Genomic DNA, 16,092 nt, shown 5'->3' with positions numbered 1-16,092 from the left:
TTTCTCTTTGTTGTGACCAACGATAGCGAGCCGGGGAGGATGCGCAATATTATGCGTGGAATGCATTGTCCTATGCGTTTTGCGCGTAGAAACCCTGTTCGATGTCTTTGCTTGTGTTCGCCGCCGCCTTCCGTAGGATCGCGGCATGAATTTCAAGCAGCTCGAAATCTTCAAGACGATCATGGACACCGGCTCGACCATGGCGGCGGCCGCCCAGCTCGGCCTGTCACAGTCGGCGATCAGCCGCCAGCTGGCCTCGCTGGAAGAGGAAATCGGCCGCGAGCTTTTCCTGCGCGACAAGGGCCGGCTCATCCCGCGGCCGGAAGCGCATCTGCTGGTCGACGAGGTGGACGACGTCGCCCAGAGCGTCGCCCGTCTGCGCATCAAGGTCGGCGACGTTCGCTCGGGAGCTTTTGGAGAGGCGCTGATCCGTGTCGCTTTCCCGCACAGCCTGGCGACCACCATGCTGCCGCCGATCCTTGCCCGCTTCAAGGCGGATCATCCGCGGGTGACGGTGGAAATCTTGAGCGGCCCCTATGATGCGATCGAGCGGATGGTGCGCGGCCGCGTCGCCGATCTCGGCTTCGTCCGCCTGCCGCCGGAGGAACATTCCTTCGAAACGCGGCCGCTTTTTACCAGCGGCACGACCTGCGTCATGCCGGCCGGCCATCCGCTGGCCGCCAAGCAGGCGATCGACGTCAACGATCTTGCCCGCAACGACCTGATCCTGCTCGGCCGGCAGCGCGTCAACCGCAACGAACTGGAACACGAACTGCGCCGCATGGTGCCGACCTATCGCTGCAGCCTGGAAGTCCATTCGGTCGAAACCGCCTGCGCCTGCGCCGCCCAGGGGCTCGGCATCGCCATCGTGCCGTCGCTGATCGCCGAGTTTTTCCGCAGCGACGCGATCGCCATGCGACCCTTTCTGCCGGACAAGGTGGCCGATTACGGCATCATCACCATGCCCGGCGCGCCGCTCTCCTGGACCGCCGAAGCCTTCATCAACATCATCAAGACGAATTCCGAGGAAACGGCGCTCTGAGCGGCCTATCGGGCGTGGTGCCGTTTTCGTCGTGAATACGCCGCCAAATCGATCCTCGGCCTCCCGAGGCAGGCGCCAAGGCGGTGCTTACTTTGCCGAAAGCATCGCCTTGGCGCTATCGGCATCGGTGATCAGCACGTTGATCAGCCCGCTCTGCGCCACGGCCTGCAGGATCTTGTGCTTGTGCGGCCCGCCCGATGCGACGATGCGGCAGCCGATCCGGCGGAAATCCTCCATCTGAGGCGCCAGCACCTGGCGGTTCAGCGGATGATCGATCTCCTTGCCTGACGCGTCGAGATAACGGCCCATCAGGTCGCCCACCGCACCGGCCTTCCTGAGGATCTGCTCGTTCATGCCTTCCGGCAGGCCGTAGCGCACCTGCAGCGACTGCTGCGACACGTCTCCGACGCTCAAGTAAGCGACATCCACCTCGCAGATCTGCTTGAACGTCCTCTGGAACACCGCCTGCGAAATGATCGCGTCGCGGGATTCCGGGCTTTCGGCATAGATCGGCGCCACGAAATAACGGCACTGGCCGTTCAGCACCTGCGCGAAGCCGCGCACGATCTCGAACGTGTTGATCTCCGAACCCTGCGTCAGCCCGCCCATCATCGAGCGCACCTTGATCTGCGGCTCGTTGAGCGAGGGGATATGCTGGATCGTCTCGCGCAGCGTCGAGCCCCAGCCGACGCCGATCGAGGCCGGTTTCTGCGTCTGGATCAGCCTCCCGAGAAATCCGGCCGCGCCGCGCCCGAGTACCGAATGCAGGAGCGCCGCGTCGGCCGGCGTGGGGACGACCACCGCGTCCATGAGCTCGAATCGCTTGCGCAGCCTGGTTTCCAGCTCGACGCTTTCCGCCAGCACCGAATCGAAGCTGATCCGCACCACGCCTGCTTCCAGCGCTTCCGAGAGAATCTCGTTGACCCGCCGCCGGGTAATATTCATCCGCTCGGCGATCTGCTGCTGGGTGAGGCCTTCGACATGATAGAGCCATGCGGCCCGCACCATCAAATCATGCTGCTCCATAAACCTCACCATCAAAATATCAAATGTCACATCGGCGTAACATATGTAACGTAACCCGTCCGTGTATGGCTAACCCAGACAGATGGAGATGGCCAGAACTGAAACGGCGCGGGTCGTGTGAAAGACCCGAATATTGAGGGATCCGAATCATGGCTTCGACATATGTGAAATCGATAACCGGCCTTTTCGCCGCCGGCGCGCTGCTGATGGGCGCGACGGGCGCTGACGCCGCCGACCGCGTCAAGATCGAATGGTGGTACGCGATTTCCGGCAAGCTCGGCGATACCGTCCAGCAGCTGATCTCCGACTTCAACAAGTCGCAGGACAAATACGAGGTCGTCGGCACGTTCAAGGGCAATTACGAAGAGACCATGGCGGCCATGGTCGCCGCATACCGCGTCAATCAGCAGCCGGCCATCCTTCAGTCGGCCGAGCGCGGTTTCATGACCATGCTGAATTCCGGCGCGGTCATCCCGGTCGATCAGCTGATGGCGAAGCAGGGTTACAAGACCGACTGGAACGACTTCATCAAACCGGTCGCCGGCTTCTACATCGTCAACGGCAAGCCGGCCGCACTCCCTTTCAATTCCTCGACGCCGATCCTCTGGTACAATGCCGATGCCTTCAAGGCTGCCGGTTTCGACGCTCCGTCCGATACCTGGCAGGGCCTCGAAAAGCAGCTTTATGCGCTGAAGGAAAAGAAGATCACCGATTGTTCGATGGCGCTGCCGGGCGATTTCCAGTGGAGCCTGATCGAGAACTATTCGGCGATCAACAATTACCCCTTCGCTACCAAGGCTAACGGCTATGCCGGCCTCGATACCGAATTCGTCTACAACAAGACCGGTGTCGTCGGCCAGGTCGCCCGGCTGAAGAAATGGGTCGACGACGGCGTGCTGAAGATCGCCGGCCAGGGCGTCGCCCCGATCAGCCTCTTCACCTCGGGCACCTGCGCCACGATCATCAACTCCACCGCCAGCCATTCCGGCGTCGAGGCCGATGCCAAGTTCAAGTGGAGCGCCGCGGTCATGCCGCATGAGGAGGGCGCCGACGTCAGGAACGGCACGATCGGTGGCGCCTCGCTCTGGGCCGTCAAGGGCAAGTCGGAAGAGGTCCAGGCCGGTGTCGCGGCCTTCTTCAACTTCGTCGCCCAGCCGGATACCCAGGAATGGTGGAGCAAGGCGACCGGCTACGTTCCGGTCACCAACACCGCCTATCGGAAGATGAAGGCCGAGGGCTATTTCAAGGATCATCCGACCCGCGAGATCGCCATCGAACAATTGTCGCGCGGTGAGCCCACAGACAATTCCCGCGGCTTCCGCTTCGGCAACCACAACCAGTCGACCGCCATCCTGATCGAGGAGATCCAGGCGGTCTGGACCGGCAAGAAGACGCCGCAGGAAGCGCTCGACAACTCCGTCAAGCGCGGCAACGAAATCCTGCGCCAGTACGAGAAACTCCATGCCGGCAAGTAATGCCATCATGATCGACCGCGAGGGCGCGGCGACGCGCCCCCGTTTTCCGTTGCGGCGGAGCCTGGGCTCCCTGGTCAGGTCGTCGGAAGCGGGGCTCAAGGCCTCGCATTTCCGGCGGCCCTGGCTGGCCGGCGGTCTTGTCGCGCCGCAGCTGCTGATCCTGCTGTTCTTCTTCTTCATCCCCACCTGGAAGGCGCTGTCGCTCGCCTTCGTGCAGGTGGACCCGTTCGGCGGCACGATGATCTTCGTCGGGCTGGACAATTTCACCACCTTGTTTTCGAGCCCGGAATATCGCGACAGCGCCATCCTCACCCTGTGGTTCACGGTCGTGCAATGCCTCGCCACGCTCGCCATCGCCGGGCTGCTGGCGTTTGCCACCGACAACGTCTTGCGCGGCAGGGCGATCTACAAGGGCGTCATCCTTCTGCCCTACGCGATCGCGCCGGCAATCTCGGGCGTGCTCTGGGCCTTCCTCTTCAATCCGACCGTCGGTCCGCTCGCCCAGATGCTGCATGAACTGGGCTTTGCCTGGGACCCGAACCGCCGGCCGTTCGACGCACTGCTGCTGGTTTCGGTCGCGGCGATCTGGAAACATGTCTGCTACGACTACATCTTTCTCGTCGCGGCCTTTCTGGCGGTGCCGCCTTCGGTAATGGAGGCAGCCGCGATCGACGGCGCCCGGCCGGTCCGCCGCTTCCTGACGGTGACGCTGCCCATGGCCGCGCCCACCATCTTCTTCCTGATCGTCATGAATTTCGTCTACGGCCTGTTCGAGACCTTCGGCATCATCGACACGGTCACCCGCGGCGGTCCGGCCGGCAGTACCAACACCCTGGTCTACAAGGTCTACCAGGACGGCTTCCGCCAGCTCGATCTCGGCTCGTCGGCCGCCCAGTCTGTGATCCTGATGGCGATCGCCGTGCTCTTCACCTTCCTGCAGTTCCGCGCCGTCGAGCGCAAAGTCAACTATCAGGTGTGATCATGGTGGAGCGCCACATCGGCCTTTCGATCTTCTGCCACGTCGTTCTGCTGATCGGCGCCGCCGCCGTCTGCATGCCGCTCTACTTCGCCTTCGTGGCGGGTTCGCTGACGGTCGGCGAGGTGCAGCAGGTGCCGTTCCCGCTGGTTCCCGGCAGCCACTTTGTCGAGAACACCGTGCTGGCCTGGAACGAAGGCCAATTCAGCCGGCTCTACGTCAATTCCCTCATCGTCACGGTCGGCATCGTCACCGGCAAGCTGGCGGTCTCGCTGATAGCCGGTTTCGCGGTCACCTATTTCCGCTTTCCCTTCCGCATGACCGCCTTCTGGCTGATCTTCATTTCGCTGATGCTGCCGGTCGAGGTGCGTATCATCCCGACCTACGAGGCCGTCGCCGATGCCGGCGGGCCGCTGCGGTCGCTGTTCGATACGATAGGCCTGACGGGCTTCATCGCCGACAGGACCGGCTACCAGCTCGACGCGGCGCTGCAATGGAACATGATCAACAGCTATGGCGGCCTCATCCTGCCGCTGATCGCCTCCGCCTCCGCGACCTTCCTGTTCCGCCAGTTTTTCCTGACCGTGCCGGACGAACTGTGCGAAGCGGCCAAGCTGGATGGCGCAGGCCCGCTGAAATTTTTCTGGGACGTACTGCTGCCGCTGTCGCGCGCCAATATCGCGGCGCTGTCGATCATCCTCTTCCTCTACGGCTGGAACCAGTATCTCTGGCCGCTTCTCTTCACCACCGAGAAGGCGATGGCGACGGCGATGATCGGGCTGAAGGACCTGATCCCGGTCGCCGACGCCCAGCCGGCGTGGAACATCGCCATGGCCGCTTCCTTTTTTGTGATGGCGCCGCCCGCTCTCGTCATCCTGCTGATGCAACGCTGGTTCACCAAGGGCCTGGTGGATTCCAGCAAATAGAAAAGAGGTATTTCCAATGAACAATCCCATCATCGTCGGCCATCGCGGCGCCCGCAATCTCTGGGCCGAAAACAGCATCACAGGCTTCCGCAACCTGCTCGACCTTTCCGTCGAATCGGTCGAGTTCGACGTGCATCTGAGCGCCACCGGCGAGCTCCTCGTCATTCATGACGCGACGCTGGACCGCACTACCGAGCGCTCCGGCCGGGTCAGCGAGCTTGCCGCCGGCGAATACCGTTCTGTCATCCTCAAGGGCACCGACGAACATATCCCGACCCTCGAGGACGTGCTCGAAATCTATGCGCCGACCGGCCTCGAACTGCATGTCGAGCTGAAGGCCGATGCCGACGGCAAGCCCTATGAAGGCCTGGAAGCCAAGGCCGCGGCCATGATCGATCGTTTCGGCGTCGCCGACAATTCGTTCCTGACCAGCTTCAGCAGCGAGGTCCTCAAGACCATCGGCGAAGTCGCGCCGCATATCCGCCGGCTGTCGTCGCTCAACCACAGATCCGTCCAGCCGCTCGGCCTGCGCCAGTCGGTCGAAGCCATGCTGCAGGTCTCCGACGTGCTGGCGATCGAAAAGGCGCTGCTGCTGGAGGAATGGGAACTGCTCTCCGCGCTCGTCCCGGCCGAAAAGCTCGGCGTCTGGGTGCCGAACGAGCTGGAGGACCTGTCCTTCTGGCTGAAGCGGCCGCTGCGCCAGATCACCACCGACCGGCCGGACCTCGCCGTCAAGGCACGCGAAGGACTGTTCGATGCCGCTCATTGATCGACGAGGTTTTCTGACGGCCGGACTGGCGGCGGCTGCGATCTGGCGGCCGCTGGGGTCCGCACGTGCGGAAAACTTCAAGACCGATCCCTTCGCTCTCGGCGTCGCCTCCGGCGCGCCGAAGGCCGACAGCCTCGTGCTCTGGACAAGGCTGATCCTGGAGGACACATCCGCTGCCGCCTCCGCCGATCCCTTCGCCCCGGCGCCGAAACCCATCCTCGATCCGATCGATGTGGAATGGATGCTCGCCGAGGACGAGGCCTTTTCCAAGCCAGTCCGGTCCGGCCTTTTCCGCGCCGTGCCGGAATTCGCCCATTCGGTGCATGTCGAGGTGACGGGCCTATTACCCGGCCGCTGGTATTTCTACCGATTCCGCTCCGGCAATGCGGAAAGTCCGGTCGGCCGCACCCGCACCGCGCCGGCGGATAACGTCGATTCGCTTCGCCTCGCCTTCGCCTCCTGCCAGCAATATGAGCAGGGTTTCTACAGCGCCTATGCGGATATGGCAGGCCGCGACCTCGATCTGGTGATCCATCTCGGCGATTACATCTACGAGCGCAGTTACGGCGCGCAGCTGGTGCGCAAGCACGAGGCCGGCATACCGTCCATGCTCTACGAGTTCCGCGACCGCTATGCGCTCTACAAGTCCGACCCGCAATTGCAGGCGGCGCACGCCGCGTTTCCCTGGCTCGCGGTCTGGGACGACCACGAGGTCACCAACAACTATGTCAATGACCGGGCGCCGGATGCACCGAACCCGGCCGAATTCCTCGCCCGCCGTCGCGCCGCTTATCAGGCCTGGTTCGAGCATATGCCCGTCCGCCCAAGCCTCGCCGCCGGCTTTGATGCTTTGCGCATCTACGATCACTACCGTTTCGGCAATCTGGCCGGCGTGACGCTGCTCGACACGCGGCAATATCGTTCGCCCGAACTCGAAGGTTCCGCCGGCGACGACCAGCCGGAGCGGACCATGCTTGGCCCCGCGCAGGAACAATGGCTCGGCAATACGCTGGCTTCTAGCCGGGCAAAGTGGAACATCATCGCCCAGCAGACGCTGCTAGCAGAGCGCGACACCAAGGCCGGGCCGGCCACCGGCTATAACCTCGACGGTTGGGATGGTTATCGCGCCGCCCGCACCCGCCTGCTGGAAGCGGTACAGACTTCGGCGATCGAGAACCCGCTGATCATCGGCGGCGACCTGCATGCCTTCTACGCGGCCAATGTGAAGCGCGATTTCGCCGACGAGAAGGCTCGGGCGATCGCCAGCGAATTCGTCTGCGGCTCGATTACCTCCGACGCTCCGTCGGCCGCGAGCCTTGCGACGGCGCTTGCCGAAAACCCGCATCTCAAGTTTGCCTCGGACAAGCATGGTTATGCGATCATGCGCCTGAGCGATCGGTCGGCCGAGGTGGATTTCATCGGCATCGCTGACCGTAAACAGCGGAACTCCCCCGCTGCCGTTTTCCAGAGCTTTGCCGTCGCCGACGGTTTGGCCGGCGTCAATCGGCTCTGACGCATCACCCGAGTTGGATTTTCATGCAGATAGATCTCCTGATTTTCGATTGTGACGGCGTCCTGATCAACAGCGAGCCGATCGCCAGCCGCACGCTTGCCAAGGCTCTGCAGAATGCCGGCGCAACGATCACCGCCGAAGAAGTGCTGGTTCGCTTCACCGGCAATTCGGCAGGCGCCATCCGCCGCATCTGCACCGAAGAACTGGGCATCACCGATCTGGATGCGGTCTTCGAGGCATGGCATCTCGATATCTATCCGGAATTCGCCCGCTCGCTGGAACCGATGCCCGGCATCGAAAGCCTTGTCCGGTCGCTGCCGCACCGCAAATGCGTCGCCTCCAACAGCTCGACGGACCGGCTGTCGAAAAGCCTCGGCCTGCTGCCTCTCTGGAATGTCTTCGCGCCTTTGATCTTCAGCGCCGACATGGTGGTGCGGCCGAAACCGGCGCCGGATCTCTTCCATCTCTGCGCCGAAACGCTCGCCGCCGATCCGGCCCGTTGCGTGGTGATCGACGACAGCGCCCACGGGATCACCGGGGCGCGGGCGGCGGGCATGACCGCGATCGGCTTTGTCGATCCCGCAGACCCGCGGCCCGGCCGGGTGAAAACCCTTGGCGAGGCAGGCGCCGTTTTCGTGGCCACCGGCGCCGTAGAACTTGCGGAAGCGCTTGCCCGCCTGGAAGCCCCGCTCACGGTCGAAGCCTGAACGAAACGCTCCGTCGGTTCCTCGATAAAAAATCGCCGGTGTCATCCGCCTGTAAAATTCCGGCCCTAAGAAACCCCCAGCAATGTTGCACGGCTGTGCAAAAGGGGGTTCGATGGAACGGGACGGTTTTCTGGAATTGCGCGGGGTCGCCAGCCGTTATGGCGCCACGCAGGTTCTGACCGATATCGACCTGTCGATCGCCAAGGGTGAGTTCGTGGCGCTGCTCGGTTCGTCCGGCTGCGGCAAGACCACGCTTCTGCGCCTGATTGCCGGCTTCATCGGCCCATCGGCCGGCGAAGTGAAGGTGCGCCATCGGGACGTGACCCATCTGCCGCCGGACAAGCGCGGCATGGCGCTGGTCTTCCAGTCCTACGCGCTCTGGCCGCATATGACCGTGGCGCAGAACATCGGCTACGGCCTGAAGCTGAAGGGTGTCGCGCGCCAGGAGATCGCCACCCGCGTCGCCGCCATGCAGTCGCTGCTCGGCCTCGACGGGTTGGAGGCGCGCAAGCCGCAGGCTTTGTCGGGCGGCCAGCGCCAGCGCGTCGCGCTCGGCCGGGCGCTCGCCATCGATCCGGAAATCCTGCTGCTCGACGAGCCGCTGTCCAACCTCGACGCCCGCATCCGCCTGACTGTGCGCCACGAGCTGCGGGCGTTGCAGAAGCGCCTCGGCATCACCGCGATCCACGTCACCCATGATCGCGAGGAGGCGATGGTGATGGCCGACCGGATCGTTATCCTCAATGCCGGCCGGATCGCCCAGCAGGGCACGCCGGAAGATGTCTATAACCGTCCCGCCTCGGCCTTTGTCGCCGCCTTCATGGGCGCCGAGAATGTGGTGTTCCTGAATGGCATGCCGCAGGGCGATCAATTCATGATCGCTGCCGGCTTCGCCAATGCCGCGGGCAATGTGCCGATTGCCGGCCGTCCGCTGGCTGCCGGCCGGGTCGAGGCTCGCTTCCGTCCCGAGGCCGCCCGCCTGTTTGCCGCCGACGAACTCGCTGTGATCGGCCCGGGCATCACCTTCCGGGGCGAGGTCGCTGCCGTCAGTTATCCCGGCGGCCATTGGCGCCACGTGGTGCGGCTCGGTGAGAACGAGATCATGGCCGATGCGGACCAGGCTTTCGCGCCGGGCGCCAGCGTCTGTGTGTTCGTGCCGGCCGAGGCGCTGTTCCTGTTCAATTCGCCGGAGGCTGCTTCGGTCTCATCCATTTCCCGGGCCGCGTCCGGGAAAGTCCACGCCTGATCTTTAGATACCTCTGCCTTTTCAACTCACGGAGAAGCACCCATGAAGAAGATGTCCTACGCAGCCTTCGCCGTCGCTTTCGCAGCCCTGCCGGTTCATGCCGAAGAGCTGACGGTTGCGACCGCCGGCGACCAGAACATGGTCGATTACATCAACCAGTATCTCGGCCCGCTTTTCGAAAAGACCTATCCGGGCAACACGGTTCGCGCCGTCGGCACCGGCCCCGGCGACGCCGGCTCGCAGAAGATCCTCGAGCGCTTCGACGCTCAGGCCGCGGCAAAGGCTGAAAAATGGGATGTCGACGTCGCCGTCGTGCATGAGAAGTTCGTCGGCCCGATGGTCACCAAGAACTACCTCGACAAGTACCGCGGCGATATCGACACCGGCAAGCTGGTCACCCGCGCCAACGCCAAGATGGCGCTCGGCTCGAATGTCGACGGCTACGTCATGCCGATGTTCAACAGCCAGACCGCGATCGCCTACAACCCGGCGCTCGTTCCGAACCCGCCGAAATCCTATGCCGAGCTCGCCGACTGGGCCAAGGCTCATCCGAAGCAGTTCGGTTACAACGGCATCAAGGGCGGCGCTTCCGGCGTCTCCTTCGTCATGGGCTGGATCTACGCCTTCGGCGGCGGCGACGCCAACACCCTGATGAACGGCCCGTTCAAGGAAGAAGAAACCAAGAAGTGGGATGCGGCCTTCAAGAGCCTCGCCGACTTCACTACCAACGCCACCCTGACGCCCGGCAATGCCGGCACGCTCGACCTCCTGTCGCGCGGCGAAATCGCCATGGGTCCGGTCTGGGTGGACATGTTCTACTCCTGGCAGGCCAGCGGCCAGCTGCCGCCGACCATGAAGCTCGTCCTGCCGGCTCCGGGCATGCCGGGCCAGCCGATGCACTACGTCATGCCGGAAAAGGCCACCCACAAGGCCCTGGCCGAGAAGTTCATCGCTCTCGCCACCAGCCCGAAGGTCCAGGCCGAAGGCATCGTCAAGCGCTTCAACTGGTATCCGGGCATCGACGCTGACAACGTCAGACGAGAACTCGACGACGCGACCTGGAACAAGCTGTTCGTCGACATCTCCCCGGCTGATCTTGCCGCCAAGGGCAAGCCCTTCCCGATCGCGCCCTACAACACCGCGATCCTCGAAGCCTACGAAAAGTCCGTGAAGTAAACACAGTATTGCCTCTTCGGAGGTTGTGATCGCATAGGAAATGCCCCTCATCCGGCTGCCGCCACCTTCTCCCCGCTCGCGGGGAGAAGGACGCAGGCTGCAACGTCTCCGTTTCTCTCAAGCGTGGAGCGGGGCACGTCCCCTCTCCCCGTCGGAACGGGGAGAGGGTTAGGGTGAGGGGCAATTCCATCCGCATTGGCCGTCACGAAAGAGACAGCCGCCCATGAGACCCCATCGAGCCTGAACCATGTCCAGACGCCTTCTCGGCCTTCTTCTCGTGCTGCCGGCACTTGCGGTGATCGCCTTCCTCTTCATCCTGCCGCTCATCATGTCGGCGGTCGGCGCCTTCCAGGTGGAGGGGGCTTTCGGCTGGGGCAATTTCACCAAGACATTCGACCTCTATACCAAGGACATCATCTTCACCGTGGTGATCGTCAGCCTGTCGACCGTGCTGATCGGGCTGGCTTCGATCGCCATCGGCGGTTACCTGACGCTCGGCGAACATCCGGTCGCGGTCGCCATCCTGCGCTGGCTCTATCGCTGGCCGATGTTCATTCCCTTCATCGTCGTCGGCCAGATCCTGCGCACGTTCCTTGCCAAGAACGGCATGATGAACAACACTTTCATCAACCTCGGCCTGCTGACGCCGCTGGATGCGGTGAGTTTCCTCGACTGGCGCGGCATCGTCATCGCCTTTGTCTGGAAGCAGACGCCGTTCGTGGCGCTGCTGGTCGCCGGCGCCATGGCCTCGATCAACCGCGACACGATCGAGGCGGCCCGCAATCTCGGCGCCTCGCGGCTGCGGCTTCTCGTCGAGATCGTCGTGCCGCAGGTGGCGATGACGCTGACGGTCGGCCTGATCCTCTCCTTCGTCACCATGATGTCGGTTCTCTCCGTGCCGCTGATGATCAACGCTCAGTCGCCGACCATGCTGACCGCCGACATCGCCTTCCGGGTCAATTCCTACGGGGACTACGGCGTCGCCAATGCGCTCGGCCTGATCTCGCTCGTGCTCGCTTCCTCCGTCGCATGGATCTATCTCCGCGCCAGCCTCAAGGAGCGCGCATGACCGCCGCCCCCAATTCCGCACCGCGCAATCCTCTTGCCGCCCTGTGGTGGGTGCCGCGCGGCATCGTCTTCGGGCTGATGGCCTTCTTCATCTTCGGGCCGCTCTTCAACCTCCTGCTCTGGACGGTGGCGGAGAAGTGGTATTTCCCCTACAGCCTGCCGCTGGAATACGGATTCAGCTCCTGGGCAAAAGTGTTTGCTCCCCGCGGCGGGGCGATGGAATCGCTGACCAATTCGCTGATCGTGGCACTGCTCACCGTCTTCGTCTCGCTGGCTCTGGCGATCCCGGCCGGTTATGCGCTGGCGCGGTTGAAACTGCCGCTGCGCGGCCTCATCCTGCTCGCCTTCCTCATTCCGCAGGCCTTTCCGAACCTGACGGTCTACGTCAACATCGCTCGTATCTTTTACGAGATCAGGCTCAACGGCACCATTCCGGGCGTCGTGCTGGTCCACGTCTCGCATGGCCTGGTCTATGCGGTGTGGATCGCGACGGCCGCCTTTTCGGCCATCGACGCGGAGCTCGAACAGGCGGCGCGCAATCTCGGTGCCGGCGCCTTCCGGGCCTTCCTCGACGTGACGCTGCCGCTCGCAGCTCCCGGGCTGATGGCGAGCGCCATCTTCGTTTTCCTTGAATCGCTCGACGAATTCACCGGCAGCTATTTCGTCGGCGCGCCTGATGTCAACATGCTGCCGCTGCTGCTCTATACGACCGCTGCCGGCGGTAATTATCAGATCGCATCCATCACTGCCCTCTTGCTGCTCGTTCCCTCCTTGGTGTTCATGTTGATCGTGGAGCGATTCCTGAAGGCGGACGTCCTTTCGCGCGTGGGACATTGAGGAGAGCATGAAGGACGAAAAACGGATGCGCTTCGTCAGCGCCGAACAGGTCGCCCGGCTCGCCGGCGTCTCCCGCTCGGCTGTCTCCCGCACGTTCACGCCGGGCGCAAGCGTCGCGCCGGCGACGCGCGAAAAGGTGCTGCGGGCGGCCGAAGAACTCGGTTATCACGTCAACGACCTCGCCCGCGGCGTGCTCGCCAACCAGAGCCGGCTGGTCGGCATCGTTGCGACCAAGCCGGAACTCGGCTTTCGCGCCCACCTGACGGCGGCGCTTGCGAAAGCGCTCATCCAGCGCGGCAGCATCCCGATCCTCATCAATACCGGGCAGGCGGAAGAGGAATTGCTGGCCGCCCAGAAGATGCTGATCGGCCACCGCGCCGAGGCGACGATCATCCTGTCCGGCTCGCCGCCGGCAAGCTTCTTCGAACTTGCGCAGCGCAACGGCCAGCCTCTGGTGGTGATCGGCCGCTCGGAGCCCGATGCCGATCACGTTCGCGCCGGCAATTCCGAGGCCTCGCGCAATGCCGCCAATGCCTTTTTCGATGCCGGCCGGCGCCGTCTGGCCGTGGTCGGTTCGCAATCGGGAACGCCGAGCATCGCCGAGCGTGAAACCGCTTTCCTGTCGGCTGCGCGGTCGCTCGGCGCCGAAGTCCGGTCTGCCGGCGGGCCGGATTCCGACTATGACAGCGGCATTGCGGCCGCGCGCGAACTGTTTGCCGGCAGCGAACACCCCGACGCCATCTTCTGCGCCAACGACCAGATCGCCTTTGGCGTCATGGATTTCATCCGCATCGAGGCGAAGCTTAGCATTCCGCAAGACGTGGCGGTGATCGGCTTCGACGACGTGCCGGAAGCGGCCTGGCTGAGCTACGGCCTCACCACCTTCCGCCAGGACCCGATCACCATGGCGCTGCGGGCGGTCGAGCTTCTGGAGCGGCGGCTGGAAAACCCGGATGCGTCGCCGGGTTACGAACGGGTCATCCCTGAACTGGTGGTGCGGAAGAGCTTCGTCCCTGCTTGAGTTACAAGCTCCCAATGCATACCCACCGTCATCCTCGGCCTTGTGCCGAGGATCTATCCACGCCCATGAATTGAACGTTTGCGGATGCTCGGGACAGGCCCGAGCATGACGAAAAAGTCAGATCTTCAAAAGCTTGCGGGCGTTTTCCTTGAGGATCAGCGGCCGCACTTCCTCCTTGATCGAGATCGCCGCAAAGTCCGCCATCCAGCGGTCGGGCGTGATCGCCGGCCAGTCCGAGCCGAACAGCATTTTATGCTTCAGGATCGAGTTGGCGTACTGCACCAGGATCTGCGGGAAGTACTTTGGCGACCAGCCGGACATGTCGATATAGACGTTCGGCTTGTGGGTGGCGACCGACAGCGCCTCTTCCTGCCAGGGGAAGGAGGGATGCGCCAGGATGATCGGCATGTCGGGGAAGTCAGCCGCCACGTCGTCCAGATAGATCGGATTGGAATATTTGAGCCGCATGTTCATGCCGCCGCGCATGCCGGCGCCGACGCCCGTCTGGCCGGTATGGAACAGCGTGATCGCGCCTTCTTCGGCAATCGCCTCGTAGAGCGGATAGGCCATCCGGTCGTTCGGATAGAAGGCCTGCATGGTCGGGTGGAACTTGAAGCCCTTGACGCCGAATTCCCGCACCAGCCGGCGCGCCTCGCGGGCGCCCATCTTGCCCTTGGCGGGGTCGATCGAGGCGAACGGGATCATGATGTCGCTGTTCTCGGCGGCGATCATCGCCACTTCTTCGTTGTTGTAACGCCGGAAACCGGTCTCGCGCTCTGCATCGACCGGGAATATCACGCAGCCGATCTTGCGCTCGCGATAATAGACGGCGGTTTCGTTGACCGTCGGCAGCATGCCCTTGTGGCCGGCCGGGTTCTTGAAATATTTGGCCATGCCGGCCTGAAATTCGTCGTAACCATCGTCACGCGGGCTGCAGCAGGGCTCTTCCGCATGGGTGTGGATGTCGATGGCGATCAGCTCGTCGATGTTCAAGGTCAGCTCCTCCCGATCCTTAAATTCAGTCCAGGCCCACGAATTTCTGCAGGAGGGCCGTCAGTTGCCGGCGCTCGTCGGCGGTAAGATTGGCGCCGACCGAAGCTTCATAGGTAAAGAACCACTGGCTCGCCTGCTCGACCCTGGTGACCGCTTCCGGGGTCAGTGTGATCTCCACGGCCCGGCGGTCTCCATCCGGGATTCGTCTGGAAACGAGGTTCTGATCCTCCAGCGCCCGGATGAGCTTGGTCATATGGGCGCGCTTGATCATCAGCCTTTGGCCGAGCACGCTCTGGCGGATGCCGGGATTGTGCAGGATGACCCAAAGCACGGAGAATTCTCCGGGCTTCAGGTTGTGCTCGCCGACCTCTTCGAAAAACCGCTCGTAGATCTTGAGCTGCGCCAGCCGCATCAGGAAGCCGAGCGCCGAATTGAGCCGGTCGAGATCGACCTCGTCTGCCGTGCGGATCGGCATGTCCATCGAGCAGTCCCCTTATGCCGAACCCGGCGCCTTCAGCCTTGCGGCGCGTTTTTCGAGGAACGCGCGCAGACGCTCCTCTGCTTCCGGGCTGGTGGCAGTAAACGAGGCAATGAAGGACTCGACGAAAAGCCCGTCTTCCTTCGCCATGTCCTGAATGCGCGGCAGTGCGTTGATGACCGCGTAATTGGAGATTTCCGCATTGCTCGCGGCCGCTTCGGCAAGTTCGTGCGCCTTCTGCCGGGCCATGCCCTTTTCGACGACGTATTGCGCAAGGTTCCAGCGCTCGGCCTCTTCAGCCGAGGCGACCCGTCCGGTCAGCATCATGTCGGTCATACGGGCGACGCCCATCAGCCGCGCGGCGCGCACCGAACCGCCGCCGCCGACGAAAATGCCGCGCTGGCCTTCCGGCAGCGCGAAGAAGGCGGACTTGTCGGCCACGCGGATATGGGTGGAAGACGCCAGTTCCAGGCCGCCGCCGACGACCGCGCCATGCAGGGCGGAGATCCACGGGATCGTGCCGTGCTCGATGCCGGCAAATACCGCATGCCACCGGCGCGAACCGTGTACGCCCTGGATCGGCGTTTTCTTGACGTGTTCGGCAAGGTCAAGCCCCGCGCAGAAATGATCGCCATGTCCGAAGAGCACGACGGCCTTCGCCTCGCTTTCGGCACGCGCGATGTTTTCCGCGATCGTCTCGACAAAGCGGTCGCTGATCGCGTTACGCTTTTCCGGTCGGTTGAGACCTATATGGGCAATGTTGCCCTTGAGCTCATAGGTTACGAAGCTGGTTGCCGTCTGATCGGCCATTTTATGCATTCTCCTCCAGCAACGGACAC

At 63.3% G+C, this 16,092-nt stretch carries 16 protein-coding genes; 12 read left to right on the top strand and 4 right to left on the bottom strand.

What is annotated here, in order from left to right:
- Positions 1-145 precede the first annotated feature (145 nt).
- Positions 146-1,042, top strand: coding sequence for a LysR family transcriptional regulator (locus tag J2X76_RS07645; RefSeq protein WP_113130195.1), 897 nt, complete (start codon positions 146-148; stop codon positions 1,040-1,042).
- 87 nt (positions 1,043-1,129) lie between these two features.
- On the opposite strand, the gene J2X76_RS07640 is transcribed toward J2X76_RS07645, so the two are convergent.
- Positions 1,130-2,068, bottom strand: a complete 939-nt coding sequence (locus J2X76_RS07640; RefSeq protein WP_113130194.1) for a sugar-binding transcriptional regulator — start codon at positions 2,066-2,068, stop codon at positions 1,130-1,132.
- A 149-nt stretch (positions 2,069-2,217) separates the two neighbouring features.
- On the opposite strand from J2X76_RS07640, the gene J2X76_RS07635 reads away from it, so the two are divergent.
- The 11 genes from J2X76_RS07635 to J2X76_RS07585 all read left to right on the top strand — a co-directional run bounded on the left by J2X76_RS07635 (position 2,218) and on the right by J2X76_RS07585 (position 13,782).
- On the top strand, positions 2,218-3,543 hold the full coding sequence (locus J2X76_RS07635; RefSeq protein ID WP_405029989.1) for an extracellular solute-binding protein: 1,326 nt from the start codon (positions 2,218-2,220) through the stop codon (positions 3,541-3,543).
- Positions 3,530-4,522, top strand: a complete 993-nt coding sequence (locus J2X76_RS07630; RefSeq protein ID WP_405029988.1) for an ABC transporter permease subunit — start codon at positions 3,530-3,532, stop codon at positions 4,520-4,522. The genes J2X76_RS07635 and J2X76_RS07630 overlap by 14 nt, the downstream gene beginning before the upstream one ends.
- 2 nt (positions 4,523-4,524) lie before the next feature.
- Positions 4,525-5,445 (top strand): ABC transporter permease subunit, encoded by a 921-nt coding sequence (locus J2X76_RS07625; protein ID WP_310214498.1) that lies wholly within the window; start codon positions 4,525-4,527, stop codon positions 5,443-5,445.
- Positions 5,446-5,461: 16 nt separating this feature from the next.
- A complete protein-coding gene (locus J2X76_RS07620) occupies positions 5,462-6,214 on the top strand; it encodes a glycerophosphodiester phosphodiesterase family protein (RefSeq protein ID WP_310214496.1) in 753 nt (250 codons plus the stop codon).
- Entirely contained in the window at positions 6,201-7,727 is a 1,527-nt protein-coding gene (locus J2X76_RS07615) for an alkaline phosphatase D family protein (RefSeq protein WP_310214494.1), read from the top strand. Before J2X76_RS07620 ends, J2X76_RS07615 begins: the two co-directional genes overlap by 14 nt.
- 23 nt (positions 7,728-7,750) lie before the next feature.
- Entirely contained in the window at positions 7,751-8,434 is a 684-nt protein-coding gene (locus J2X76_RS07610) for an HAD-IA family hydrolase (protein WP_310214492.1), read from the top strand.
- Between the two features lie 112 nt (positions 8,435-8,546).
- Positions 8,547-9,680: an ABC transporter ATP-binding protein gene (locus J2X76_RS07605; RefSeq protein ID WP_310214490.1), complete on the top strand. Its 1,134-nt coding sequence runs from the start codon at positions 8,547-8,549 to the stop codon at positions 9,678-9,680.
- Positions 9,681-9,722: 42 nt separating this feature from the next.
- Entirely contained in the window at positions 9,723-10,856 is a 1,134-nt protein-coding gene (locus J2X76_RS07600) for an extracellular solute-binding protein (protein ID WP_113130188.1), read from the top strand.
- A 247-nt stretch (positions 10,857-11,103) separates the two neighbouring features.
- On the top strand, positions 11,104-11,925 hold the full coding sequence (locus J2X76_RS07595) for an ABC transporter permease subunit (protein ID WP_310214488.1): 822 nt from the start codon (positions 11,104-11,106) through the stop codon (positions 11,923-11,925).
- Positions 11,922-12,761 carry an ABC transporter permease subunit gene (locus J2X76_RS07590; RefSeq protein ID WP_310214485.1) on the top strand — a complete coding sequence of 280 codons (840 nt, stop codon included), beginning with the start codon at positions 11,922-11,924 and terminating at the stop codon, positions 12,759-12,761. Before J2X76_RS07595 ends, J2X76_RS07590 begins: the two co-directional genes overlap by 4 nt.
- A 7-nt stretch (positions 12,762-12,768) precedes the next feature.
- On the top strand, positions 12,769-13,782 hold the full coding sequence (locus J2X76_RS07585; protein WP_310214483.1) for a LacI family DNA-binding transcriptional regulator: 1,014 nt from the start codon (positions 12,769-12,771) through the stop codon (positions 13,780-13,782).
- Between the two features lie 117 nt (positions 13,783-13,899).
- Here J2X76_RS07585 and J2X76_RS07580 read toward each other — a convergent pair whose 3' ends face one another.
- From J2X76_RS07580 to J2X76_RS07570, 3 genes are read right to left on the bottom strand one after another with little or no spacing between them, the layout of a single operon-like run.
- Complete coding sequence (locus J2X76_RS07580) at positions 13,900-14,775, bottom strand: amidohydrolase family protein (RefSeq protein ID WP_310214481.1); 876 nt, start codon at positions 14,773-14,775, stop codon at positions 13,900-13,902.
- 25 nt (positions 14,776-14,800) lie between these two features.
- Entirely contained in the window at positions 14,801-15,256 is a 456-nt protein-coding gene (locus J2X76_RS07575; protein WP_113130184.1) for a MarR family winged helix-turn-helix transcriptional regulator, read from the bottom strand.
- Between the two features lie 12 nt (positions 15,257-15,268).
- On the bottom strand, positions 15,269-16,063 hold the full coding sequence (locus tag J2X76_RS07570; protein WP_113282791.1) for a crotonase/enoyl-CoA hydratase family protein: 795 nt from the start codon (positions 16,061-16,063) through the stop codon (positions 15,269-15,271).
- Positions 16,064-16,092: the final 29 nt, after the last annotated feature.

The sequence above is a fragment of the Neorhizobium sp. 2083 genome (genome assembly GCF_031455615.1).
Classification (GTDB): Bacteria; Pseudomonadota; Alphaproteobacteria; order Rhizobiales; family Rhizobiaceae; genus Neorhizobium.
This window is presented reverse-complemented; position numbering and strand designations above follow the sequence as displayed.

Excerpts from the sequence above, each read along its gene's own strand:
- J2X76_RS07575 (WP_113130184.1), bottom strand. The coding sequence starts at position 15,256 with ATGGACATGCCGATCCGCACGGCAGACGAGGTCGATCTCGACCGGCTC.
- J2X76_RS07625 (WP_310214498.1), top strand. The coding sequence starts at position 4,525 with ATGGTGGAGCGCCACATCGGCCTTTCGATCTTCTGCCACGTCGTTCTG.
- J2X76_RS07600 (WP_113130188.1), top strand. The coding sequence starts at position 9,723 with ATGAAGAAGATGTCCTACGCAGCCTTCGCCGTCGCTTTCGCAGCCCTG.
- J2X76_RS07570 (WP_113282791.1), bottom strand. The coding sequence starts at position 16,063 with ATGGCCGATCAGACGGCAACCAGCTTCGTAACCTATGAGCTCAAGGGC.
- J2X76_RS07590 (WP_310214485.1), top strand. The coding sequence starts at position 11,922 with ATGACCGCCGCCCCCAATTCCGCACCGCGCAATCCTCTTGCCGCCCTG.
- J2X76_RS07640 (WP_113130194.1), bottom strand. The coding sequence starts at position 2,068 with ATGGAGCAGCATGATTTGATGGTGCGGGCCGCATGGCTCTATCATGTC.
- J2X76_RS07645 (WP_113130195.1), top strand. The coding sequence starts at position 146 with ATGAATTTCAAGCAGCTCGAAATCTTCAAGACGATCATGGACACCGGC.
- J2X76_RS07620 (WP_310214496.1), top strand. The coding sequence starts at position 5,462 with ATGAACAATCCCATCATCGTCGGCCATCGCGGCGCCCGCAATCTCTGG.
- J2X76_RS07615 (WP_310214494.1), top strand. The coding sequence starts at position 6,201 with ATGCCGCTCATTGATCGACGAGGTTTTCTGACGGCCGGACTGGCGGCG.
- J2X76_RS07605 (WP_310214490.1), top strand. The coding sequence starts at position 8,547 with ATGGAACGGGACGGTTTTCTGGAATTGCGCGGGGTCGCCAGCCGTTAT.
- J2X76_RS07595 (WP_310214488.1), top strand. The coding sequence starts at position 11,104 with ATGTCCAGACGCCTTCTCGGCCTTCTTCTCGTGCTGCCGGCACTTGCG.
- J2X76_RS07585 (WP_310214483.1), top strand. The coding sequence starts at position 12,769 with ATGAAGGACGAAAAACGGATGCGCTTCGTCAGCGCCGAACAGGTCGCC.
- J2X76_RS07610 (WP_310214492.1), top strand. The coding sequence starts at position 7,751 with ATGCAGATAGATCTCCTGATTTTCGATTGTGACGGCGTCCTGATCAAC.
- J2X76_RS07630 (WP_405029988.1), top strand. The coding sequence starts at position 3,530 with ATGCCGGCAAGTAATGCCATCATGATCGACCGCGAGGGCGCGGCGACG.
- J2X76_RS07635 (WP_405029989.1), top strand. The coding sequence starts at position 2,218 with ATGGCTTCGACATATGTGAAATCGATAACCGGCCTTTTCGCCGCCGGC.